This is a genomic window from Mesorhizobium sp. USDA 3734 (genome assembly GCF_056279665.1).
Genome location: NZ_JBWCCW010000001.1, coordinates 164,856 through 186,814 on the forward strand (window position 1 = coordinate 164,856; position 21,959 = coordinate 186,814).

Below are 21,959 nucleotides of genomic sequence, written 5' to 3' on the forward strand. Positions count from 1 at the left end.
GCAGGGGATGAGGGGCGGCGCAAACATTGATATTTTGTCTGCAGACCCGGCGCTGCCCCTCACCCGATCGCTTCGCGACCACCCGTACCGGGGCGAGCCGCCTGTCTCGCCCGTCCTTCGGACCCCCGTAAATGGGGCGAGGGAAGAGGCGCTTACTTCGATCGCGAAAACGCCAGCCAGAGGCCGCCGCCGACCATGAAGCTGCCGCTGATCCTCGACAAAAGCTTGATGCGGCTGGCCGACAGCAGGCGCCCGGCGCGGCCGGCGGCCAGTGCATAGGTCGAATCCGACATGGCAGCGAAGATCATGGCGGTCAGGCCCATGACGGCGATCTGCAGCGAGTAGTTGCCTTGCGGCGAAATGAACTGCGGAAAGAAGGCGCCGAAGAAAATCAGCGTCTTGGGGTTGCTGAGCGCCACCAGCAGGCCCTGCAGAAAGAAGCCGCCGCGCGGCTTCCTCGCCGTTCCATCGGCGTTCAGCGTGCCCTTGGAACGGAACATCTGCACGCCCATCCAGATCAGATAGGCGGCGCCGATCAGCCTGACCCACTCGAACCAGTGGCCCATGCCCGAGATCAGCGTGTTGAGGCCGATGCCGACGATGGCGATCATCACGGCAAGCCCGGCCTGCGTGCCGGCGACATTGGCGAGACCGGCGCGGGAGCCATGGCGGATGCTGTTGGCGATGATCAGCGTGACCGTCGGGCCTGGCACCAGGATGATGACGATGCAAGCGAGGACATAGGCGGCGTAGAGTTCGAGCGACATGATCTTCCCGTAGTTGGAGCATGATCTTTTCCGAAAACCGGTTCCCACTTTTCGGGATCATGCTCTAGGAATGCCGCCGATGCGGCGCAGCTGAGGACAATCAATGCATGGCGGCGATAGCGTTGCAAGCCGGTGTGCGAAGCGTCGCGGCACGCCGGTGTTCCCAGCTCAGGCGCCGGCGCCGGTCTGCCAGGGCAGCGTCGCCTCATAGGCCGCCGCCGCCTTCAGCACCGCGAGGTCGCCGCGCGGCCGGCCGATCAACTGCATGCCCATCGGCCTACCCTTGTCGTCGAAGCCGACCGGTACGTTGACCGCCGGGCAGCCGCCCAAGGTCGCGAAGGCGGAAACCTGCATCCAGCGGTGGTAGCTGTCCATCGCGCGTCCGGCGACGTCACGGGGCCAATGCGTGCTTACTTCGAAAGGGAACACCTGCGCGGTCGGCAGCGCAATGAGATCATAGTGGTCGAAGAGCGACAGCAGCGCGCGATGCCAGGACGTGCGGATGACCGAAGCCGCGCGGATCTGCGGCGCCGTCAGTTGCATTGCGTTCTCCACTTCCCAGATGGCTTCCGGCTTGAGCAGGCGGCGCTTCGCGGGATCGTCGTAGTGGGTTTTGAGCGCGCAGCCGCTGCTGGCCTGGCGCAGCGTCACGAAGGCCTGCCACAGCGCTTCGAAGTCGAAATCTGGTAGCAGCGGTTCGGTCGCGAAGGACGCTTGCGCGAACCGACCAAGGGCTGCTTCGCACAGATCGAGGATGCCGGGTTCGACTGGCAGATGACCGCCGAGGTCACTGAGCCAGGCGATGCGACCGCCAGCCGCTTTTGTCGCGAGCCCTTCGAGGAAGGAGCCCGGTTTCTCGTAGGACAATGGCGCGCGCGGGTGGTAACCGGCCTGCACATCGAGCAGCAGCGCCATGTCACGGACGTTGCGGCCCATCGGCCCGTCGACGCCCATTTGCGCATGAAAAACCTCAAAGTCGGGTCCGCCGGGGACAAGTCCTTGTGACGGGCGAAAGCCATAGACATTGTTCCAGGCGGCCGGATTGCGCAGCGAGCCGCCGAAGTCGCTGCCATCGGCGACAGGCAGCATGTCGAGCGCCAGTGCCACAGCCGCGCCGCCGCTCGAGCCGCCGGCGGTCAGGGCCGGATCGAAGGCGTTCAGCGTCGGTCCGAACACGCTGTTGTAGGTGTTGGAACCAAGGCCGAATTCGGGGACGTTGGTCTTGCCGATGATGATGGCGCCGGCGTCGCGGATACGCTCGACGAAGAAATCGTCTTCCTGGGGCACGAAATCGGCGAAGATCGGCGAGCCGAGGGAGGTCCTGAGGCCCGTGGTCGAGGCGAGGTCCTTGATGGCGATCGGCAGGCCGAAGAGCGAGCCGGCTTCGATATTTGTCCGCCTGATATCGGCCGCATCGGCTTCGCGCAGGATGTCGCCGCGGTCGCGCAAGGAGACGATGGCGTTGACTTGCGGGTTGACCGCCTCGATGCGGTCGAGGAATGCCGCCACCACTTCGCGCACGGAGAGTTTCTTTCGGCGGATCGCGTCGGCGAGCTCGACCGCGGACAGGCGGCAGATGTCGCCGGCCGGCGGCACGGCGTGTTTCGTTTGAGGGCGCAGCATCTCAACGGGTTTCCTGCAAAGCCTGATCGACATCCTTGGCCAGCGGGATTGCCGGCTGGGCGCCAGGCTTCAGGCAGGCCAGCGAGCCGGCCGCGCCAGCGCGCACCAGCGCCTGTTCGAGTGCAAGGCCGGCCGACAGGCCGGCGGCGAAATAGCCGCAGAACGTATCGCCGGCGCCGACCGTGTCGACAGGGGTGATTTTTAGGGCCGGGATGGTGAGGAAATCGGTCGGCGTCGCCGCCATCACGCCGTCGCCGCCAAGCGTGACGACGATGGTGCGGCTGGTTTTTCCGGCAAAGTCGCGCATGCGTGCTGCCCGGTCGCGGCCTTGCAGCGAAAGAGCCTCGCCATAGAGGTCGAATTCGGTTTCGTTGGCGACGGCATAATCGGCCTTGGCGAGAAAGGCCGCTGCTTCGCCCTGGAAAGGGGCTGTGTTGAGCACGGTGATGGCTCCGGCCGCTCTTGCCTGATCGAGGGCGGCATCGACGGTCGCAAGCGGGATCTCATGTTGCAGCAACACGACATCGCCCTTTTTCAGGAAGGCCTTGGCGAGGTCGCCGGGCACCACGGAAGCGTTGGCGCCGGGCACCACGGCGATGATGTTCTCGCCGTCGTCGCCGACCATGATCAGCGCCGTACCGGTCGAGGCGAAGGTCTCGGCGACACCTGACAGGTCGACCTTGCCGTCGCGCAACAATGCCAGCGCCTCGGCAGCGAAGCTGTCCTTGCCAACGGCGCCGACCATGCGCACCGAGGCGCCGGCGCGCGCGGCGGCCAGCGCCTGGTTGGCACCCTTGCCGCCGGGAGCGGTGGTGAAGGCCGAGCCGCTTACCGTCTCGCCGGGGCTCGGCAAGCGGTCGACATTGGCGATAAGGTCGAGGTTGATCGAGCCGATGACGATAATCAAGCAAGGCCTCCTGGCAACGCAAATTCAAAGTGTCGGAGCGTCCTCTATGCGTTCGGGCGAACACGGGTCGTTCCAGTCGCGTGGGAAGCTAACCTGTAAGGCCGCGGCTTGCCAGACCACGCGAATGGTCCAGCTCGATTTGAGGTATCGTGGCCTTATTCACAGCGCACGGTAACCATGCCCTGATAGTTCCCGGCGGGAAAGATACCGCTCGACTTGGTGGCGGTGAGGTCGACCTGCATTGGATGGGTGCCGTTGACAACCCGCTGCGGCACACTTCCGTTGATGTCGACCCCCGAGCCATCGAGGCGGAAGACCGAGGCGAAGGTCACGTTGGTGCCGCCGCCGCTCGGCGCGGACGAGAATGCGGCAGGCGCCGGCGCCGAAACCGAATAGCAGTCCAGCAAGTTGAGCAAGGAGCACAGCAGCGAGCTTGCCACGATGGTGGCGCTCGCGCTCGATCCGCCTGCCTGCTTGGAACCCAGTATGCCGATGGCCGGGTTTGCTGTCATCGTTCCCGATGCCCCGACCATGATGGTGCAGGTGCCGATGATCGCGGCCTGCACCGGAAGGCAGAAGCCGGCAACTGCTGCCATCGCAAGCAGCGCGCGGTTATTTCTTCTTCTTTTTCTTGCCATCGCTTCCGGTCCTGATGCTCCAGCCTTCGTTGGCCCATCCGGGCGATGCGGCCGCGGGAGCGGTGGCGGCAATGCTCGCCGTCTGGCCGTCGGCGCCGAGGCCCATTTTGAGGAGTTTCAGCTCCAGCTGCAGGCGCTCGACCTCAAGCTCGTAGAGGCGGCTGCAATCGACGCGCTTCGGCGTACGCCCGATCGGGATCACCACCCGACCATAGGTGGCGACGTCATTGTTCGACTGGTTGTTGCCCCTGATGACGCCGAGATCGACATAGGCGCCGGTGCCCGATACCGCGGAACGGCAGGTGGTGCCGTCGGCAGCGTGGACCTCGTCCTGCCCCTGCGGCAAGGTCACGCCGGGCAGGTTGAAGCCGCTCTCGTTCTGGTTGAGGTTGTAGACATCCTCAGCCAGAACCTGCGAGATCACCGCCGACATTGCCGCGAGCGCGACTATCAGGATTTGCGGCGCCCAAAAAACTTTCCGCATATCTGTGCCCTTATCTGCGTCTGTTGATTGGGAAAGGGGATGCTTTCGGTACAGATACGCACTTTACGCTCGGCGGCGCCGTCAAAGGGCACGACCACAAGGACAGGACGGGAAGCCTGGGAAGCCAGTTGGAAGACATTTGGAGAGATCCTGGCGTCTACCGGCTGAAAATCCTGGTCGTAGACGTGGATTTCGACCCGGATCTTCCTGTCGTATGGATTGGCGGGGAAAACGCGGACCGCGAAGACGTCGGTGAAGCTGTTGACCTCGCCACGCATCGGCGACATCGACTGGGCCTTGGCGGCAATGGGCGCCAATCCGACGGCCAGTGCCGTCGCCAGGATTCGAGCATGTTTCAAGGACCCCTCCTTCGCTACGGCGTCATTCGCAGCGCAGTGTTACCGTTGCCTGATAGTTGCCGTTGGCGAAGCGGTTGCTGCCGCCCTTGGTGCCGGCGAGGTGGACCGAGACGAGGTCGGCGCCGGGGGTGCCGATGCTGGTTGCCGAGCCGGTCTCAACGATAGAGTGCGCACCGGCGGCGGAGTAGGTCGGCGTCCAGGTCGTCGATGTGCTGTCGGCCGATGGCACCGTCGTGGTGGTGACCGGATCGACGCTTAGCGAGACACCTCCGGTCGTCGTCAGTGTCACGGTTCCGGCAGAACCGCCGCTGTTGTGGGAACTGAGGGACTGGAGATCGGGGCTGGCCATCATCGTGCCATTGGTGGCAACGACAAGCGTGCAGGTCGGCGTGATCGTGCCATTGAAAATGACATTTTGCGTGGTGGCCAATGCGGGCTGGCCCAGACACGCGACCAGCAATACTGCACCGAAAGCGGTGCGGAACAAATTCATCGAGACCTCCTGTTAAGTCGGATCGCCCGAATTAATAGGAGTCATCATCACTTTATCGTAGTTAATTTAGGGTTAACTAAAATAACCTTTGAAGATAACAGACACGATAACCAGAGGTTGCCTTCGGTTGCAGGCAAGAAAAACGAAACAAGAAATCCTAATTATATTAATCGATATCTATATATTCCTTCGGCAATAATTGGAAAATCGATGTTCACGACACCTGCCCCGCTTCCCAGCCCAGGATGGCACGCTTGCGGGTCAGGCCCCAGTGATAGCCGGTAAGGTCGCCGGATTTGCCGATGGCGCGGTGGCAGGGCACCACGAAAGAGAGCGGATTGGCGCCATTGGCGGCACCAACGGCACGGCTGGCGGACGGCGCGCCGATGCTGGCGGCGATCGAGGAATAGGTGCGGGCCTTGCCCATCGGGATCTTGAGCAGCGCCTCCCAGACACGAACCTGGAAGTCGGTGCCGATCATGACGACATGCAGCGGCTGGTCGGGGCGCCACAGCGTCGGGTCGAAGATGCGCGCGGCATAGGGGCCTGTAGCAGTCATGTCCTCGACATAGAGGGCGTTCGGCCAGCGGCTGGACATGTCGGCGAAGGCGGCACGTTCCTCACCGGGGTCGCTGAAGGCTAGGCCGGCAAGCCCGCGGTCGGTGGCCATGATCAGGGCGGTACCGAAGGGCGAGGAATGGTAGCCGTAGCGGATGGTGAGCCCGGCGCCGCGCGTCTTGTAGTCGCCCGGCGACATCGCCTCATGGGTGACGAACAGGTCATGCAGCCGCCCCGGGCCGGACATGCCCAGTTCGAACGAGGTTTCGAGCAGCGGCATGCCGGAATCGAGCAGCCTGCGCGCATGATCCAGGGTCACCGCCTGCAGGAAGGCCTTGGGCGACAGGCCTGCCCAGCGGGTGAAGAGTTTTTGCAGGCCGGTCGGCGTCTCGCCGACTTCCTCGGCCAGCTCTTCGAGGGAGGGCTGGTCGCGATAGTCGAGGCTGATCTTCTCGATGGCACGGCGCACGATTTCATAGTCGCTGCCTTGCGGCGTGATGTCCTTTTTGAGGACTGCTGTGTGGGTGCTCATGGAACTATCTCCTTGAGCCGGAATATCGCCCCTTGGGGCGTCGATCGCCACCCGAAACTTGCCTTCTTGCGGCGCATACCCAGATAGACTCCGATTTCGAGCCCAGGAGTCGCTCATGGCCGGCGAAAAAGTAAATCTCACCGGGGCAAAAGAGACCTTGCTGATGACGCTCTACGGCAAGGCGCTGGAGAGCAGGTTGCCGGATTCGCTGCTTGGGGATCATTTCGCCGACGAGGCGGTTCGCAAGATCGACTATGATTTCTCTCGGCTCAAGGTTGACGACAATCTCGGCGTCGGCCTGGCGATTCGGGCAAAGACGCTGGACGTCCGCGTCGAGGACTTTCTCGCCAGAAATCCTGACGCCATCGTGCTGCATCTGGGTTGCGGGCTCGATACGCGTATCTTCCGTGTCGATCCACCACAAGGCGTGGACTGGTTCGATGTCGACTACCCCGAGGTCATCGAACTCAGGCGTAAGCTTTACCCGTTGCGCGACCATTACCACCTGATCGGTTCGTCGCTGACCGAACCGGATTGGCTGGCTGAAGTGCCGCGCAATCGCCCGGCCATCGTGGTGGCGGAAGGACTGACGCCCTATCTCCCAGCAGAAGAGGGGCCACGCCTGTTAGCGCGGCTCGTCTCGCATCTTGCCAGCGGCGAGCTGATCTTCGACGCCTACAGCCGTTTCGGCCTGAAGCTGCTTCGCCTCAATCCGACCATCAAGGCAACGGGCGCCGAGGTCCACTGGGCCATCGACGATCCGCACGAACTGGAGTTGGCGGTTCCGAAGTTGCGATTCGTCGAGGATATCTCGGCCTACAAGCCTGAACACGCCGCCCGCATGGGCTGGTCCGCGAAACTGTTCATCCGGCTGTGGCGACATATTCCTGCATTGCGAAAGGTCGGCAGGCTTTTGCGCTATCGGTTCTGAGACGTCCTCTTTGTTTGGCACAATTCCCTAGGGAAAGCGCCGCGCTTTTCCCGGAAAACCGCTTCACACTTTTCCTGGAATTGCTTCTAGCGCGTCTTGGCGGTCGCCAGCGCGCGTGAAAAAGCCGTGGCAAAGCTTTCTCGGGAGTCTGGGTCCAGGAAAGATCCGATCGGCACGGTCTGGCCTTGGCCTTCCACCGTCATCCTGGTGATGCCGATCTCGGCGTGACGGGCGACCGAAAACCGCGCCCAGAATGGATTGAAGCGATGCGATTCCGATTTGCCGGATGGCGCCGTCTTGCGGATATCGAGGCTGGTGCGCGAGACCGAGACCTCCTCGCGTGCGCGGGCGGCCCGGTAGTTGGCGCGAAAGGCGATGTACACGGCGACCACGTCGAGGCCGAAGAAGCCGAACACCGGCCAGGCGCCGCGCGACAGGAAAAACGCGCCTGTCACCAGCCAGCCGAACAGCAGCGCACCCATCAGGATGAAGAAGCCTGTCCGGCCCAGCGACCGGTGCGGGGTCAGCAGCGCCTGAAAGAATGGCTCGTCGGCCTGAAACGAGGCGTTTGTGTCGCTCATGAGGGGATATTATAGGAGGGAAATGGCGAGCCCCAAGTCCAAAGATTCTACCATGTCCAAAAAAGAGCTGTTGCCCGGACGACGCGATGGGTCGAACGCCAAGCCGCGCCCGCGGCCTGTGCGACGCACTTCGCGCTACAGCCCGGCCGAAGTGCACGAGATATTCCGGCGCTTTTCTGTCCAGCGGCCCGAGCCGAGGGGTGAGCTCGAACATGTCAACGCCTTCACGCTGCTGGTCGCGGTGGTGCTGTCGGCGCAAGCGACGGACGCCGGCGTCAACAAGGCAACACGGGCGCTGTTCAAGGCCGCCGATACGCCGCAGAAGATGCTGGTACTGGGCGAAGCCAAGGTCGGCGAGTACATCCGCACCATCGGGCTTTGGCGCAACAAGGCGAAGAATGTGATCGCGCTGTCGCAAGCGCTGATCCGAGACCATGGCGGCGAGGTGCCCGACGACCGCGATGAATTGGTCAAGCTGCCGGGCGTCGGGCGCAAGACCGCCAATGTCGTGCTCAACATGGCCTTCGGCCAGCACACGATGGCTGTCGACACGCATATTTTCCGCATCGGCAACCGGCTCGGGCTGGCGCCCGGCAAGACACCGGAACAGGTCGAGCAGGGGCTGCTCAAGATCATCCCTGACGAATATATGCGCCACGCGCATCACTGGCTGATCCTGCATGGCCGCTATATCTGCAAGGCGCGCAAGCCGGATTGCCCGGCCTGCGTCATTGCCGACATCTGCAAGGCGCAGGAGAAGACGACCGATGTGCCGGCGCCGCTGGTGCCGATCGCACCGCTTGAAACGGCTTCAGCGGTAGATCAGTAGCCGTAGCCGCGCGCCATCGCCGCGGCGAAGACCGGGATCAGCAGGAAGATGAAAGCCTCGGCGCGGATGTATGTCTTCACCGACGCAAGCTCGGTCGCCGGCACCAGGAACGAGGGATTGGCGCTCGCCTGCCTGTTCCAGGAAATGAAGCGGACGGTCGGGGTGATCGACAGCAGCCCGACCATGCCAAACGCCGCCATCTTGGCCCAGAACACCCAGTTGTAGACGTAGAATTCCCAACCCTTGAGGCCATAGAAGACGCGGCCGATGCCGACGATGATGATCAGCGTGGCGATGATGCCATAGTGGCGGTCGATGCCGGCGAGCCGCTTGAGCGTCGCGGCAGGAAGGTCGCCGCGGATCAGCACGAATTCGGCGCCGATGATCCCTGCCAGTGAAAACACCAGCAGATGATGGAAGATCGCAAGCACAAGATCGGTGGTGTCCATGCTCTTTCCCTTGGGTTTGACAGCACCAGCCCGCGCCTGAAAAAGGGTCGCGCTGGCAGGTGTTGAATCAGCCTGTCGTGAAAATAACACCGTCGCGCAAGATTCCCATAGTGGAGCCTGGATGATGGGCCGCGTTGCCCTGGCCCTTGCACCACACCGGCGATTTGCTAAGCGCTGACGATCCGTGCGAGGCAAATCCATGAACAATCCACCAGCGACCAGCGCTCCTGTCATCGAGACGAAGCGAACCATCCTGCGGGCACACCAGCTGGGCGATTTCGACGCCTACGCCGCGATGTGGACCGATCCCGTCGTCACCCGTTTCATCGGCGGCAAGCCGCGCACGCGCGAAGAAAGCTGGATGCGCTTCCTGCGTCACGCCGGCCTGTGGTCGCTACTCGGCTACGGTTTCTGGGCGATCGAGGAGAAGGCAACGGGCCGCTTCATCGGCGAGGCCGGTTTCCACGATCTGAAGCGTGATATGGAGCCGTCGATCGAAGGCATTCCCGAGGCCGGCTGGGCACTGGTTCCGGCCGTGCACGGGGCGGGCTTCGCCACCGAGGTGGTCGGCCGCGTGCTCGCATGGGGCGAAGAGACGTTCGGGAGGGAGAAGACCGTCTGCATCATCGATCCGGAAAACACGGCTTCGCTGAGGGTCGCGGCGAAGTGCGGTTACCGGGAAGTGGTGCAGACCACCTATCACGACGCCCCGACCATCCTGCTGGCGCGGTGATCCCAAGCGGCGTCATCGACTGGACCTACCCGCTCTGCTAGCATCGATCATAATGCGAAGGGGGACGATCGATGCGTGCATTCAAGACGATAGCCGTCACATTTTTCTGGGCGGTGCTGGTGCTCATGCTGGCCGGACGGCTGGCGGCAGCCGACGCAACTGTGCCGACCGCCGATATCGAGGGCGGCGCCGACAACCATCTCGCCAAACGGTACGAAGGCTCGTTCATCGTCTCCTATGAGAAATTGGCCTTCACGGATTTCAGCGTGCCGCTGTCGCCGCTGAAGCCGAGCGCCGACCCGGACGCGCGCGATGCGATGAACAATCGTGTCTTCACCCCCGACAAGAAGGCCGAGGTCGAGGGGGCTTTGACCCGCATCGCCTATGTGCTGCCGGCCGAGCGTTCGCCGCTCGAAGTGCTGCGCAACTATCAGGATGTGATCGAGGCGGCCGGCGGCGAAATCCTGTTCGAATGCAAGAAGGAGGAATGCGGCGGCGCCGCTGACCGCTCGTCGAGCGGCGGCGGCGGCGACATGAGCCTGACCATGTATTCCTTCCATGAGAGCGATCTGAAAGACGCGGCATTCTCCAATGGCGCCTGCGCGCTAACTTCCGGCATCAACGACCAGCGCTATTTCTCGGCCAAGGTGCCGCAGGACGGCGGCGACGCATATGTGACCGTGCAGACCTATACGATGACCGACGATCTCTACTGCAAGGAGCTCAACGGCCGCACCGTTGCCATCGTCCAGGTGCTGGAACCCAAGGCGCGCGACAAGAAGATGGTCGTCGTCGAGGCGGCCAAGATGGCGGATTCGCTCTCCGCCACCGGCAGCATTTCACTCTATGGCATCTTCTTCGACACCGACAAGGCCGACATCAAGTCGGAGTCGGAACCAACGCTGAAGGAAATTTCGACGCTGCTGGCCAACGACCCGAACATGGCCGTGATCGTCGTCGGCCACACCGACAATCAGGGCGCCTTCGATTACAATCTCGACCTGTCGTCGCGACGGGCGCAAGCGGTCAAGGCAGCACTTGTAGCAAAATACGGCATCGATGGGGCGCGGCTGACCGCTGCAGGCGCCGGCATGATGGCGCCTGTCGCCAGCAATGACGATGATGCGGGCCGCGCCAAGAACCGCCGCGTGGTTCTGGTCAAATTGAACTGAGCGAGCCTTCCCGACGAGGACGCATTCTAGCTGCTAGCTGGCCTTGCGGCGTAACTTCTGCGCCAGATCGACCCATGGATCGGCGTCGGTCTCGGCGGCCGGCGCGACGCTTTTGCAGAGCAATACCGTTGAAGCGTCAAACGGCTGCGGCCTGGCGATGGCATAGCCCTGGGCATAGTCGACGCCGATCTTTTTCAGCGCCGCAATGATGCCGTCGCTTTCGACGAACTCGGCGATGGTGCGCTTGCCCATGACCTTGCCGATGTGATGGATCATCTCGACCATGGCATGGTCGATACGGTCTTCCACCATGTCCTTGACGAAGCTGCCGTCGATCTTGAGATAGTCGACCGGCAAGTGCTTCAGATAGGCGAAGGACGACATGCCCGAGCCGAAATCGTCGAGCGCGAAGCGGCAGCCCAGGCCGCGCAGATCGGCGATGAAGCGCATGGCATTGGTCAGATTGGCAATGGCGCTGGTTTCGGTGATCTCCAGGCAGATCATCGCGGGCGAAATGCCATGGATGAGGAATTGCTCACGCAGGAAGCAGAGAAATGTCTCGTCGCCGAAAGTCGCTCCGGAAAGATTGATGGCGCAGGTGGAGATCGGCGCCGTGCGCGGATCGGCCTGCCGCGCGGCCAGGATGGCGAACGTGTTGCGCACCACCCAGCGGTCGATCGACGGCATCAGGCCGTAGCGCTCGGCTGCGGGAATGAAGCTTTGCGGGGTGACGAAGCTGCCGTCTTCATCGGTCAGCCGCAACAGGACCTCGATATGTGCGCCTGCCTCGGTGGCGTCGTCGTTGAGCGGCCAGATTTCCTGGGCATGAAGCCTGAAGCGGTTTTCTTCGAGGGCGGCGTGCAGGCGCTGCACCCAGGCCATCTCGCCGAAGCGCTCCTGCAAGGCCGTGTCGCAATCGCTGTGGATCTGGACGCGGTTGCGGCCCTTTTCCTTGGCCATGTAACAGGCGACGTCGGCGGCCCTGAGCGTTTCCTCGATGGTCACTTGCGCATTGGCGATCTGCACCATGCCGATGCTGACGCTGGTGTTGAAGGGCCTGCCATCCCAGGCGAAATGCAGGTCCTGCACGGCTGCGCGCAGCCGCTCGGCGATGTCGGCCGCACTGTCGGCATCGCAATCGACGAGCAGCACGCCGAATTCGTCGCCGCCCAGCCGGGCCAGCACATCGCCTGGCCGCAATTCATTGGTCAGCAGCGATGAAATCCGGCGCAGCAACTGGTCGCCCGCGGCATGGCCGCAGGTGTCGTTGACCAGCTTGAACTGGTCGAGGTCGAGATACATCAGCGCGTGCTGGCGGGGTCGGTCAGCCAAGTCCGCGATCGTTCTTTCCAGCCGGCTTTCGAAGTCGCGTCGGTTGGCCAGTCCGGTCAACGCATCATGCGATGCCTGCCATGAGAGCCGCTCGATATAGTCCTCTTCGCGCGTCATGTCGTGGAAGGCGAGCACCGCGCCGACGACGTAACCGGAAACGAGCAGCGGCGCGCCGGTCAACGCGACGGGGACAACCGAGCCGTCCGGTCGCTGCAGCAATTGCGGACGCGCGCTGGAACGGCACGGTTCCCCGGCTAGCAGGCGCTCGATCAGCCTGACATCCTCGACGCTGGTGTCCTTGTCCACAAGGCGAAACAGCGACTCGATCGGTTTGCCCCGGGCGGCACTGAGCGGGCATGCCAGCAATTTTTCGGCGACGGCGTTCATGTACTCCAGCCGTCCGTCGGCGCCGGTGCTGATCACTGCCTGTCCGATCGAAGCCAGGGTGATCTGCGCGCGCTCGCGCTCGGCGTTGAGCGCCAACTGGAACGCCTGACGTTGCGCCAGGAGTTTGCGCGTCCGCCACACGGCAAGCAGGATCAGCAGGGCGGCCGTGACGAGATTGGCAAAGGTGAGCAGCGTCTTGATGAAGCGCGATCCCTCGCCGAGGCTGTCCGAGAAGGCCTTGGAAAGCGGGGCGATCTGATAATCGAGCCGATGGATCTCCGCCTTCCAGGCGCTGATCTCAGCGGCTGATGCCGGACCCTTGCCCAGCGTCTCGTGCATGGCGTCGCCGAGTTGCTGGATGGCGAGGATCATGGTGTCGGCAGCCGTCCAGTGCCGGATGGCGGCATCGAGATAGCTGAAGCCGCGGAAATTCTGGAACAGCCAGATCATCCCGGTCACGTCGTCGGGGTGGTTTCTGCCCTGCAGGAAGCCAGCGCGCGCCGCGTCGGTGTCGGGCTCGGGCTGCTCAAGCGCCAGGCGCGCCGAACGATCGGCCAGCGGAACGGCGATCGCTTCACGGTACTCGCTGAAGAATTCCTCGTTGCCGGTATCGGCATAGAGGCTGAGAAAATAAATGGCGTGCTTCTGTCCCTTGGACCACTGACTCTCGCCGCCGACATAGGCGCGAACCGCCGACAGCGTGTAGAGACTGAGGCTGGCAACCAGGGCCTGAACAAGAACGACGGCGATGAAAGGCCAGACGAGTCCCGGAAGACGGGAGCTTGCATACATCGATGACGGCTTCATCGAATTTCCATGGACTTGCCATGATCCCTGTCAGTGCGTCTGTCCGACTGTTTCATCTGTCGGTTGAGACTGTGTTCGTCCCTCATGTCGCTCCGCTGGCGACAACAATCCGGTTATCATGGGGGGCTTAACAGCAAATAAAGACTTCAAATATTTCCAAGTTCGATTCTTGCTGCAGACGACCGAATATTATGCGGCGTCAAGAAATTGCTTCAAGTTGAATCGGATTGTATTCAAAGTCAGCGTGGGGCAACCAAGCCAATCGGCGCTATGCATCCGCCGCGAGGCTTGCCTGCTCGAGCATGGAGGCGTCCTCGCCGAAGGCGCGGGTGGCGCGGGCCGCGGCCTCGAGCAGCGGACGTTTCATGCGCTGGAGAAACGCCGCGTCGACGCGCGTGCTGGGTCCGGCCAGCGTCAGGGCGCCGAGCAGGACGCGCCCCGGCCCGAACACCGGTGCCGACACGCCCGCCGTGTCGGGGTCGCGGTCGCCGACGGCGAGGCAGTTGCAGGTCTTGCGAATGGTCTCGTAGGGTTCGCCCGGCTGGCCGGAAAACGCCGCAAGCACGCGCCCGCCCGAGCCGACCAACAAAGGCAGCACGTCGCCTTCACGGATCGTGTAGCGGATCGGGTGCTTGGATTCGACGCGGTAGAGACAGGTGCGGACGTCGCCCGAGCGAACATAGAAGGCAACGCTTTCCCAGCTTCGTTCGGAAAGGTCGCGCATGATCGGCAACAGGATATCGACCGCCACCACCGAACGCTGATAGAGCGCCCCGAGGCGAAACGTGGCGGGTCCGACGCGGTAGCGCCCGTCGTCGAGGCGCTCGAGCAACCCCCCGCGCAAAAGGGAATTCGCCAGCCGCAGGATGGTGCTCTTGTAGAGGCCGGTGCGCGCCGCGATTTCGGCCAGGCTGAGCGACCGGTCGGCTGTGTTGAAGGCATCGAGGATGGCGATTGCCCGATCAAGTGCTGCAACACCTTCGGCCGATGCGCGCCGGATTTCCGCATCTGCCGATTTGCTTGGTGAGTCCATTGCGGTTCCAGTTCGAAGAAAGCCGAGCGGAGCGACTGTGTCGCGCCACCAATTCGTTCTGTCTAGTAGAATATCGTTTCCGTTGACAGAACTCCGTAACATCTGCTTGAACTTGATTACGGGTCTGGATGCAGGCGCGTTTTGGCAGGCACCGGAGGAGGTGTCGTGATCTGGAGGAATCCCATGCTGAACAGACGCAGATTTTTGATGAGCACCGCAGCCGCCGGCGCCGCCGGGCTGGTGGCGTCGCATCTCACTCCCGCTTTCGCCGAGGGTGCACCCCAGATCCAGATTTTCGTACCGGCGGCACCGGGCGGCGGCTGGGATCAGACCGGGCGCACGATGGACCAGGTGATGCGTAGCGAGAAGCTCATCTCCGGCTCGCAGATCACCAATGTCGGCGGTGCTGGCGGCACGGTCGGGCTGCCGCAGTTCATCAGCCAATGGAACGGCAAGGGCAATTCGCTGATGGTTGCCGGCATGGTCATGGTTGGTGCCATCATCGCCAACAAGGCTGCCAACAATCTGACGCAAGTCACCCCGATCGCTCGCCTCACCGGCGAGTTCGAGGCTTTGGTCGTGCCGGCGGAGTCGCCGTTCAAGACGGCTGCCGATTTTGTCGCTGCGCTCAAGGCCGATCCGACAAAGGTTCCTGTCGCTGGCGGTTCCGCCGGCGGTTCCGATCACATCCTGTTCGGCTTGATTGCCAAGACGGTTGGCGTCCCGGCGACAAATCTGTCCTACGTGCCGTTCGCTGGCGGCGGCGAGGCGTTGTCGGCGCTGCTCGGCAACCAGGTCGCGGCCGGCATCTCCGGCTTTGGCGAGTTCTCCGAGCAGGTCAAGGCGGGCGCGCTGCGGCTGCTCGCCATCTCGGCAGACAAGCGCCAGGATGGCATCGACGCGCCGACGCTGAAAGAAGCCGGCATCGATGTCGAGTTGTTCAACTGGCGCGGCGTCTTCGCACCGCCTGGCGTTTCCGATGCCGACAAGGCGGCGATGATCACGCTGGTCGAGACGATGGCCAAGAGCGATGCATGGGCGACCGAATGCAAGAACCGCAACTGGACGCCTATCCTGCTCACCGGCGACGACTATGCGAAGTTCGTCACCGAGGATACGGCTCGCATCGAGGCGATCCTCAAGGATCTCGGGCTTGCTTGATCTCCCCGAGGGGCGGCGCGCGCCGCCCCTTCTCGAATGGAATGCAAAGCCGGCATGAACCTGCGGTAAGGACCGGCCGTGCGGTGCCGGGTATCTTAGCCAACCATATTGGGCCAGCTATCCTGGGGAGGACAATCATGAGCACCAGTGACCAGCAGGCGGCGCCGCCGCGCCTTGCCGTGCCGGAATTGTTGATCGGCGTCGGGCTTCTGGCCTGCGCTGGCGCGGTCGCCTGGCAGACGCTGGCGATCCCGGTGTCGCCGCTCTACTCGAAGGTCGGCCCGACCGTCTTTCCCTACCTCACCATGGTCGGTCTGGTGGTGCTTTCCCTGCTGCTTATCCTCGCCGCGCTTCGCGGCGGCTGGCAGCCGGAGGAGGAAAAGGAAACGCCGACAGACTGGAAGGCGATGGGTTTCGTCGTCATCGGCCTGATCGCCAATCTGCTGCTCATCCAGCCGCTCGGTTTCACGGCGGCATCCGTTATCATGTTCGTTCTCGTCTGCTACGGCTTTGGCAGCAAGCGCACGCTGCGCGACGCAGTGCTCGGCCTGATCCTGGCGCTGGCCGCCTATTTCGGCTTCGCCAGGGCGCTCGGCGTCAACATCGGCGCCGGCTTCATCGAGAACCCGCTGAACACGGTCATCGATGCGTTCATCGGCATGTTGAGGGGCTGACGCCATGGAAACGCTTGGACATCTCGCACATGGCTTCTCGGTCGCCTTCACCCCGGTCAATCTTCTGTGGTGCCTGCTCGGCACCACGCTCGGCACCGCCATAGGCGTGCTGCCCGGTCTCGGGCCGGCGCTAACCATCGCCCTGCTTTTGCCGATCACCTACCAGGTGGCGCCGGAAGCATCCTTCATCCTGTTTGCCGGCATCTATTACGGCGCCATGTATGGCGGCTCGACGACGTCGATCCTGCTCAACACGCCCGGCGAAAGCGCCACCATCGTCACCGCGCTGGAAGGCAACAAGATGGCGCGGTCCGGCCGTGGCGGTGCGGCACTTGCCACCTCGGCGATCGGCTCTTTCGTCGCCGGCACGATCGGCACGATGGGCGTCGCCTTCCTGGCGCCGGTGGTGGTCAAGTTCGCGCTGGCCTTCGGTCCGGCCGAATATTTCTCGCTGATGGTGCTGGCCTTCATCACCGTTTCTGCGGTGCTCGGCTCCTCGTCCGTGCGCGGCCTGACCAGCTTGTTCGCCGGCTTCGTCATCGGCATGATCGGCGTCGACCTGCAGACCGGCCAACCGCGCTTCACCTTCGGCATGGCCGAACTGCTGGACGGCGTCGACGTCATCATTGCCGCCGTCGGCCTGTTTGCCGTCGGCGAGACGCTCTACATGGCTTCGCGCCGCTATGCCGGCAAGGACGAGATCGTGCCGCTGAAGGGCTCGCTCTACATGACCGCGGCCGAGTGGGGGCGTTCGTGGAAACCCTGGCTGCGCGGCGCTGCGATCGGCTTCCCGATCGGCGCCATGCCGGCAGGCGGCGCGGAAATCCCGACCTTCCTGTCCTATGCGATCGAGAAGAAGCTGTCGAAGCACAAGGAGGAATTCGGCACGGTCGGCGCCATCGAGGGCGTCGCCGGCCCGGAGGCCGCCAACAACGCGTCCGCGGCCGGCGTGCTGGTGCCGATGCTGACGCTTGGCCTGCCGACCTCGGCGACGGCGGCGATCATGCTCTCGGCGTTCCAGAGCTACGGCATCAATCCCGGGCCGCTGCTTCTGACGACCCAGGGCGACCTCGTCTGGGGGTTGATCGCCAGCCTGTTCATCGCCAACGTCATCCTCGTCATCCTCAACCTGCCGCTGATCGGGCTGTGGGTGCGGCTGCTGAAAATCCCGGCGCCGCAGCTCTATGCCGGCATTCTGGTGTTCGCCACGGTCGGCACCTATGGCATTTCGCAATCGCCCATCGACCTCGTCATCCTCTATCTGCTGGGGGCGGCCGGCTTCCTGATGCGGCGTTTCGATTTCCCGACCGCGCCCGTCATCATCGGCATGATCCTGGGACCACTCGCCGAAACCCAGTTTCGCCGGGCGATGACCATTTCGAATGGCGACTGGTCGGTGTTTTACACACACAAGCTGTCGCTGACGCTGCTGACGCTCGCCTTCATCGGCCTCGCCGGCCCGCATATCTGGGCCTTCATCGAGCATCGGCGCCGGCGCGGACCGGAGCATGTGCCCGGCGATGCCTGATCGATCCCTGATGCCATGACAGAACTGCTTTCCGGTATCCGCGTCCTCGACCTGACCAACGTCCTGGCCGGCCCCTATTGCGCCTATCAGCTGGCGCTGCTCGGCGCCGACGTGATCAAGGTCGAGGCACCGCAAGGCGGCGACCTGGCACGCCAGCTCGGCGGCTCGCCAAAGCTGAACAGCGCCGGCATGGGCGCCTCGTTCCTGGCGCAGAACGCCGGCAAACGATCGGTGATGCTCGACCTCAAGAAGCCGGCCGATCGCGAGCGCTTCCTCGATCTGGTCGCCAGCGCCGATGCGCTGGTGGAGAATTTCCGCCCTGGCGTGATGGATCGGCTCGGCCTTGGCTACGAGGCGCTGAAGGTGGTCCGTCCCGGCCTCGTCTATTGCGCGATATCGGGTTTCGGCCAGACCGGGCCGATGCGCGACAATCCCGCCTATGACCAGATCATCCAGGGCCTGTCGGGGATCATGAGCATCACCGGCACGCCGGAGACGGCGCCGCTGCGGGTCGGCTATCCCGTCGCCGACACGCTTGGCGGGCTGGTCGGCGCGTTCGCCATCGCCTCGGCGCTGGTGCGGCAGAAGACAAGCGGCGAGGGCGCTTTTCTCGACGTCTCGATGCTCGAATGCACGCTTTCCGCACTTGGCTGGCCGGTCTCCAACTATCTGACCGCAGGTGTCGATCCCCAGCCCATGGGCAATGAGAACATGACCGCGGCACCCTCCGGCGCGTTTCGCACCGGCGACGGGCTGCTCAACATCGCCGCCAACAAGCAGGAGCAGTTCGTGACGCTGTGCCGGCTGATCGGCCGGCCTGAACTGGCAGGGGATCCCCGCTTTGCCGAGCGCGAGACGCGCAAGCTCAACCGTGCGGCGCTTAAAGTCGAGATCGAGGACGCCCTGGCGAGCGCCCCGGCGGCAGACTGGGAAGAGATGCTCAATCGTGCCGGCGTGCCCGCCGGCAGGGTGCTGACGATCCCGCAGGTGCTGGCCGAGCCGCAAGTGCTCGAACGCCAGGTGACCGCGAATTTTGATGATGTGGCTGGCATGGACAAGCCGCTGACCGTTCTGCGCGGCGGCTTCATGGTCGATGGCGTTGCACCCCTGCCGACGAAGCCGCCGCCAGCACTCGGCGAGCATATGGGCGAGGTGTTCGCGGACCTGCCACCCCGCGCCAAGGCAAAGGTACGGGCATGAGCGGCACGGAGAAGAAGACTGGCCGTGAGCGCGCCGAAGAATGGTGGCAGACCGATATCATCGAGATACGGCCGGGCGTCATCCGGCTGCGCGGCTACGAGATCCAGGATCTGATCGGCCGCGTCAGCTTTCCGGCGATGATCTGGCTGATGCTGCGTGGCGAACTGCCCAGCGAGGACCAGGCGGCGCTGCTCGGCATCGCCTTGGGTGCTGCCGTCGACCACGGGCCACAGGCGCCATCGATCGCCATCGCACGCATGGCGGCAACCTGCGGTGTGGGCATCAACAGCGCCATGGCCTCGGCCATCAACGTTCTCGGCGACGTGCATGGCGGTGCCGGCGAACAGGCATTGTCCTTCTACGGCGATATTGCAGTGGCGATGGATGCCGGGGTGACGCTGAATGAAGCGGTCTCGGCGCGGCTCGACCGGTTCTTCGCCGAGGAGAAAGGCTATGTGCCGGGACTCGGACACCGCTTCCATCCCGTCGACCCGCGTGCGCCGCGGCTGCTGGAACTGACCCGCGAATTTGCCGCCCGCAGTGTCGTCAATGGACGTTTTGCCGACATTGCCGAGGCAATCGAGGCGGAGGTCGCGCGGCGCAAGGGGAAAAAGATACCGCTCAACATCGATGGCGCCACCGCCGTCATCTATGGCGAACTAGGCTTTCCGCCGCCGCTGACGCGCGGGCTTTTCGTGCTGTCACGCTCGGTCGGCATCCTGGCGCATGCCTGGGAGCAGTCGCAGCAGGGCGAGCGAAACAAGGGACCGCTGCCGCGTGAGTGGCTGTGGGCTTATACGGGCCGGTCGGTACGGCCGTTTCCCGAAGGGGATGACACCGGCGAGTGAGGCTTTAGGCCTGATCGACGGGCACAGGCTGGGGAAGCTTCAGCGTCTTCACCAACGTCGAGAGGTCGGGCTCATCGATGAGCATGGCCGCGTCGGCCGGCGCCAGCCAGGCCCGCTGGCGTCGTTTGGCTTCCTGCCAGTCGGCGAGTTCCTCCGTCACCTCAAGCAGATAGACGATGACGTCGACGCGGACAAAGCGGTTGGCCAGCCGCTTCCAGTAGGAATAAGTGCCCGCCGGCTGTTTCAGCGTCTTGCCGAGCACGCCGGCTTCCTCCTGTGCTTCGATGGTGGCTGCCTTGCGTCCGCTCTTGCCCTTCATCGGCCAGCCCTTGGGGACGATGAAGCGCCTGGTGGTTCGCGACGTGACCAGCATCACCTCGATATCGCCGCGCGCGTTCAGCCGAAACGGAATAGCCGCCACCTGACGGATCCTCTCGCCCTTCTTTGCCTTGCGCACGGCCTTTTTCTTGGTGACTGCCATTCGTCAATCCAGTCGATGCAATGCCGCATAGCGCGACAAGGCATCGTTGCAAAACCAAAACTTTCGCGCGTGCCGGAAGGCACTCGGAACACATAAGTCGGCTAAATAAATGAAAAACGCCTGGATGTCAGCGGCAATTGCTCACGGCGGTGGTGCCGATTATCTGCGTCTGGCAGCTTGGCTTGAGTTGCTGCACGACCGGCGGCGGTTGCCGAACGATCTGACGGTCCTGCGCACGGTACTGCTGCTGTTGCTGCTGATATTGCTGCCGCTGCACCCTGTTTTGCAGGATTTGCAGGTCGTTTTGCCGGATCAGTGCGTTGTTGCCGGTGGCGGAATCGAGGGCCTGCGCGGAAGCGGGCAGGCCAGCGCCCACCAGCATTGCCATGGCCAGCATTGCCGATGTGAAGATCGTTGATGGTTGAAGCGCCGACATCCGCTCATTCCCGCGTGAAAGAAATCCTCGCTTTAATATAGGGCGTCTGTCCGGCTGTGCCATAGCTGGGTATTGATCGAAACGGATCGGCTTGTCGACCGCCGAAGGCCGCTTCGCGGCGGCGGAGAATCTGCCTGGCAACCCGCATTGCACTTGACGGAGGCCGTCGTTTCGCCGCTCTATCGGGTCGGCGCCGGACTTGAGCTGAATGGCGTCAATGGCGTCGGCGTGTCCGTCAGGTATAATGGCGCCTTCGGCGAAACGGTTAAACAGAACGCGATCAGCGCGTCTCTAAGGCCAGTTTCCAGCTGGCCCGAGGCGGAGCCGGGCGGGAGGGGTCTTGATGAGGAAGTACGCGTATTTCGTGGCGATGATGGGCATTGCCTGCGCCGTCGGTGTGCCGGCCATGGCAGCGCAAACCAAGGGCGACAAGGTCGCGGCGGCGCCCGCCGCCGATGCGCCGCAGCTGCCCGGGGGCGCGTCGGCACTGTCCGAAACCCATGGGGACTGGACGGTCAATTGCCAGGTATCGGGCACCACCAAGACCTGCAGCCTGTCGCATCAGCAATTCAACAAGCAAAGCAATCAGCGCCTGCTGGCGATCGAGCTGTCGAGCAAGACCGGCGAGGATGCCACGGGAACGCTTGCGCTGCCGTTTGGCCTGGCGCTGGCCAAGGGGGTCAGCCTGACCATCGACGATCAGAAGCTGGACGGCAGCCTGGCATTCAACACCTGCCAGGTCGTCGGCTGTCTGGTGCCGGTGGCGTTCGATGCGACTGTCACGCCCCTGCTGAAATCAGGCACCACCCTGAAGATCGACGCCTTCGCGGCCGACACCGGACAAGCGGTGAGCTTTTCCGTTCCGCTCAACGGCTTCGCCGGCGCGCTTGCCCGGACCGCGGAGCTTTTGACCAATTGACTGCAGAGGTCATGTCGAGCCGCAGGACTTAAAGCGCGCCGCCTGAATGCCGTCTCGCGGCAGGGGCGGCGCGTCACTGCGGCAGAACGTGGCGGCA

At 63.5% G+C, this 21,959-nt stretch carries 24 protein-coding genes; 10 read left to right on the forward strand and 14 right to left on the reverse strand.

All coding sequences use genetic code 11. The features are described from left to right. Positions 1 to 152: 152 nt before the first annotated feature. The 8 genes from ACZ89F_RS00820 to ACZ89F_RS00855 all read right to left on the reverse strand — a co-directional run bounded on the left by ACZ89F_RS00820 (position 153) and on the right by ACZ89F_RS00855 (position 6,361). Complete coding sequence (locus ACZ89F_RS00820; RefSeq protein WP_476089979.1) at positions 153 to 767, reverse strand: LysE family translocator; 615 nt, start codon at positions 765 to 767, stop codon at positions 153 to 155. A gap of 168 nt (positions 768 to 935) precedes the next feature. After that, complete coding sequence (locus ACZ89F_RS00825) at positions 936 to 2,390, reverse strand: amidase (protein ID WP_476089980.1); 1,455 nt, start codon at positions 2,388 to 2,390, stop codon at positions 936 to 938. 1 nt (position 2,391) lies between these two features. Next, positions 2,392 to 3,297, reverse strand: a complete 906-nt coding sequence (locus ACZ89F_RS00830; protein ID WP_476089981.1) for a ribokinase — start codon at positions 3,295 to 3,297, stop codon at positions 2,392 to 2,394. Between the two features lie 155 nt (positions 3,298 to 3,452). After that, complete coding sequence (locus ACZ89F_RS00835) at positions 3,453 to 3,935, reverse strand: hypothetical protein (RefSeq protein ID WP_476089982.1); 483 nt, start codon at positions 3,933 to 3,935, stop codon at positions 3,453 to 3,455. After that, positions 3,910 to 4,419 carry a hypothetical protein gene (locus tag ACZ89F_RS00840; RefSeq protein WP_476089983.1) on the reverse strand — a complete coding sequence of 170 codons (510 nt, stop codon included), beginning with the start codon at positions 4,417 to 4,419 and terminating at the stop codon, positions 3,910 to 3,912. The genes ACZ89F_RS00835 and ACZ89F_RS00840 overlap by 26 nt, the downstream gene beginning before the upstream one ends. Then, the gene (locus ACZ89F_RS00845) at positions 4,386 to 4,778 is read right to left on the reverse strand and encodes a hypothetical protein (protein WP_476089984.1); all 393 of its coding nucleotides are present in this window, start codon (positions 4,776 to 4,778) and stop codon (positions 4,386 to 4,388) included. The genes ACZ89F_RS00840 and ACZ89F_RS00845 overlap by 34 nt, the downstream gene beginning before the upstream one ends. 22 nt (positions 4,779 to 4,800) lie before the next feature. Continuing rightward, entirely contained in the window at positions 4,801 to 5,271 is a 471-nt protein-coding gene (locus tag ACZ89F_RS00850; protein WP_476089985.1) for a hypothetical protein, read from the reverse strand. A 214-nt stretch (positions 5,272 to 5,485) separates the two neighbouring features. Beyond that, positions 5,486 to 6,361: a methylated-DNA--[protein]-cysteine S-methyltransferase gene (locus ACZ89F_RS00855; RefSeq protein WP_476089986.1), complete on the reverse strand. Its 876-nt coding sequence runs from the start codon at positions 6,359 to 6,361 to the stop codon at positions 5,486 to 5,488. A 115-nt stretch (positions 6,362 to 6,476) separates the two neighbouring features. Here ACZ89F_RS00855 and ACZ89F_RS00860 point away from each other — a divergent pair, with 115 nt between their 5' ends. Continuing rightward, positions 6,477 to 7,292, forward strand: a complete 816-nt coding sequence (locus ACZ89F_RS00860) for a class I SAM-dependent methyltransferase (RefSeq protein ID WP_476089987.1) — start codon at positions 6,477 to 6,479, stop codon at positions 7,290 to 7,292. 86 nt (positions 7,293 to 7,378) lie between these two features. On the opposite strand, the gene ACZ89F_RS00865 is transcribed toward ACZ89F_RS00860, so the two are convergent. Then, positions 7,379 to 7,873, reverse strand: a complete 495-nt coding sequence (locus ACZ89F_RS00865; protein ID WP_476089988.1) for a DUF2244 domain-containing protein — start codon at positions 7,871 to 7,873, stop codon at positions 7,379 to 7,381. Between the two features lie 22 nt (positions 7,874 to 7,895). On the opposite strand from ACZ89F_RS00865, the gene nth reads away from it, so the two are divergent. Further along, entirely contained in the window at positions 7,896 to 8,702 is an 807-nt protein-coding gene (gene nth, locus ACZ89F_RS00870; RefSeq protein WP_476089989.1) for an endonuclease III, read from the forward strand. Here the strand turns inward: nth and ACZ89F_RS00875 are convergent. Further along, the gene (locus ACZ89F_RS00875) at positions 8,696 to 9,151 is read right to left on the reverse strand and encodes a DUF2214 family protein (RefSeq protein WP_476089990.1); all 456 of its coding nucleotides are present in this window, start codon (positions 9,149 to 9,151) and stop codon (positions 8,696 to 8,698) included. The genes nth and ACZ89F_RS00875 overlap by 7 nt on opposite strands. Positions 9,152 to 9,350: 199 nt before the next feature. Between ACZ89F_RS00875 and ACZ89F_RS00880 the strand changes: the two genes are divergently transcribed. Together ACZ89F_RS00880 and ACZ89F_RS00885 are read left to right on the forward strand one after the other, a co-directional pair. After that, positions 9,351 to 9,884 (forward strand): GNAT family N-acetyltransferase, encoded by a 534-nt coding sequence (locus ACZ89F_RS00880; RefSeq protein ID WP_476089991.1) that lies wholly within the window; start codon positions 9,351 to 9,353, stop codon positions 9,882 to 9,884. A gap of 71 nt (positions 9,885 to 9,955) precedes the next feature. Further along, positions 9,956 to 11,056 carry an OmpA family protein gene (locus ACZ89F_RS00885; protein WP_476089992.1) on the forward strand — a complete coding sequence of 367 codons (1,101 nt, stop codon included), beginning with the start codon at positions 9,956 to 9,958 and terminating at the stop codon, positions 11,054 to 11,056. Positions 11,057 to 11,089: 33 nt separating this feature from the next. Here the strand turns inward: ACZ89F_RS00885 and ACZ89F_RS00890 are convergent, their stop codons facing one another. Beyond that, on the reverse strand, positions 11,090 to 13,582 hold the full coding sequence (locus ACZ89F_RS00890; RefSeq protein ID WP_476089993.1) for an EAL domain-containing protein: 2,493 nt from the start codon (positions 13,580 to 13,582) through the stop codon (positions 11,090 to 11,092). Positions 13,583 to 13,850: 268 nt separating this feature from the next. Continuing rightward, positions 13,851 to 14,615, reverse strand: a complete 765-nt coding sequence (locus tag ACZ89F_RS00895) for an IclR family transcriptional regulator (RefSeq protein ID WP_476089994.1) — start codon at positions 14,613 to 14,615, stop codon at positions 13,851 to 13,853. A 183-nt stretch (positions 14,616 to 14,798) separates the two neighbouring features. On the opposite strand from ACZ89F_RS00895, the gene ACZ89F_RS00900 reads away from it, so the two are divergent. The 5 genes from ACZ89F_RS00900 (at position 14,799) to ACZ89F_RS00920 (ending at position 20,026) form a co-directional block, all read left to right on the forward strand. Beyond that, entirely contained in the window at positions 14,799 to 15,776 is a 978-nt protein-coding gene (locus tag ACZ89F_RS00900; protein WP_476089995.1) for a Bug family tripartite tricarboxylate transporter substrate binding protein, read from the forward strand. Between the two features lie 137 nt (positions 15,777 to 15,913). Continuing rightward, positions 15,914 to 16,450 carry a tripartite tricarboxylate transporter TctB family protein gene (locus ACZ89F_RS00905; protein ID WP_476089996.1) on the forward strand — a complete coding sequence of 179 codons (537 nt, stop codon included), beginning with the start codon at positions 15,914 to 15,916 and terminating at the stop codon, positions 16,448 to 16,450. A 4-nt stretch (positions 16,451 to 16,454) separates the two neighbouring features. After that, positions 16,455 to 17,978: a tripartite tricarboxylate transporter permease gene (locus tag ACZ89F_RS00910; protein ID WP_476089997.1), complete on the forward strand. Its 1,524-nt coding sequence runs from the start codon at positions 16,455 to 16,457 to the stop codon at positions 17,976 to 17,978. Between the two features lie 15 nt (positions 17,979 to 17,993). After that, complete coding sequence (locus tag ACZ89F_RS00915) at positions 17,994 to 19,178, forward strand: CaiB/BaiF CoA transferase family protein (protein WP_476089998.1); 1,185 nt, start codon at positions 17,994 to 17,996, stop codon at positions 19,176 to 19,178. Then, positions 19,175 to 20,026: a citryl-CoA lyase gene (locus tag ACZ89F_RS00920; RefSeq protein WP_476089999.1), complete on the forward strand. Its 852-nt coding sequence runs from the start codon at positions 19,175 to 19,177 to the stop codon at positions 20,024 to 20,026. Before ACZ89F_RS00915 ends, ACZ89F_RS00920 begins: the two co-directional genes overlap by 4 nt. A 4-nt stretch (positions 20,027 to 20,030) precedes the next feature. Here ACZ89F_RS00920 and ACZ89F_RS00925 read toward each other — a convergent pair whose 3' ends face one another. Then, entirely contained in the window at positions 20,031 to 20,507 is a 477-nt protein-coding gene (locus tag ACZ89F_RS00925; protein ID WP_476090000.1) for an NUDIX hydrolase, read from the reverse strand. Positions 20,508 to 20,634: 127 nt separating this feature from the next. Continuing rightward, a complete protein-coding gene (locus tag ACZ89F_RS00930; RefSeq protein WP_476090001.1) occupies positions 20,635 to 20,943 on the reverse strand; it encodes a hypothetical protein in 309 nt (102 codons plus the stop codon). Positions 20,944 to 21,286: 343 nt separating this feature from the next. On the opposite strand from ACZ89F_RS00930, the gene ACZ89F_RS00935 reads away from it, so the two are divergent. Next, positions 21,287 to 21,862, forward strand: coding sequence for an invasion associated locus B family protein (locus tag ACZ89F_RS00935; protein ID WP_476090002.1), 576 nt, complete (start codon positions 21,287 to 21,289; stop codon positions 21,860 to 21,862). Positions 21,863 to 21,959 lie beyond the last annotated feature (97 nt).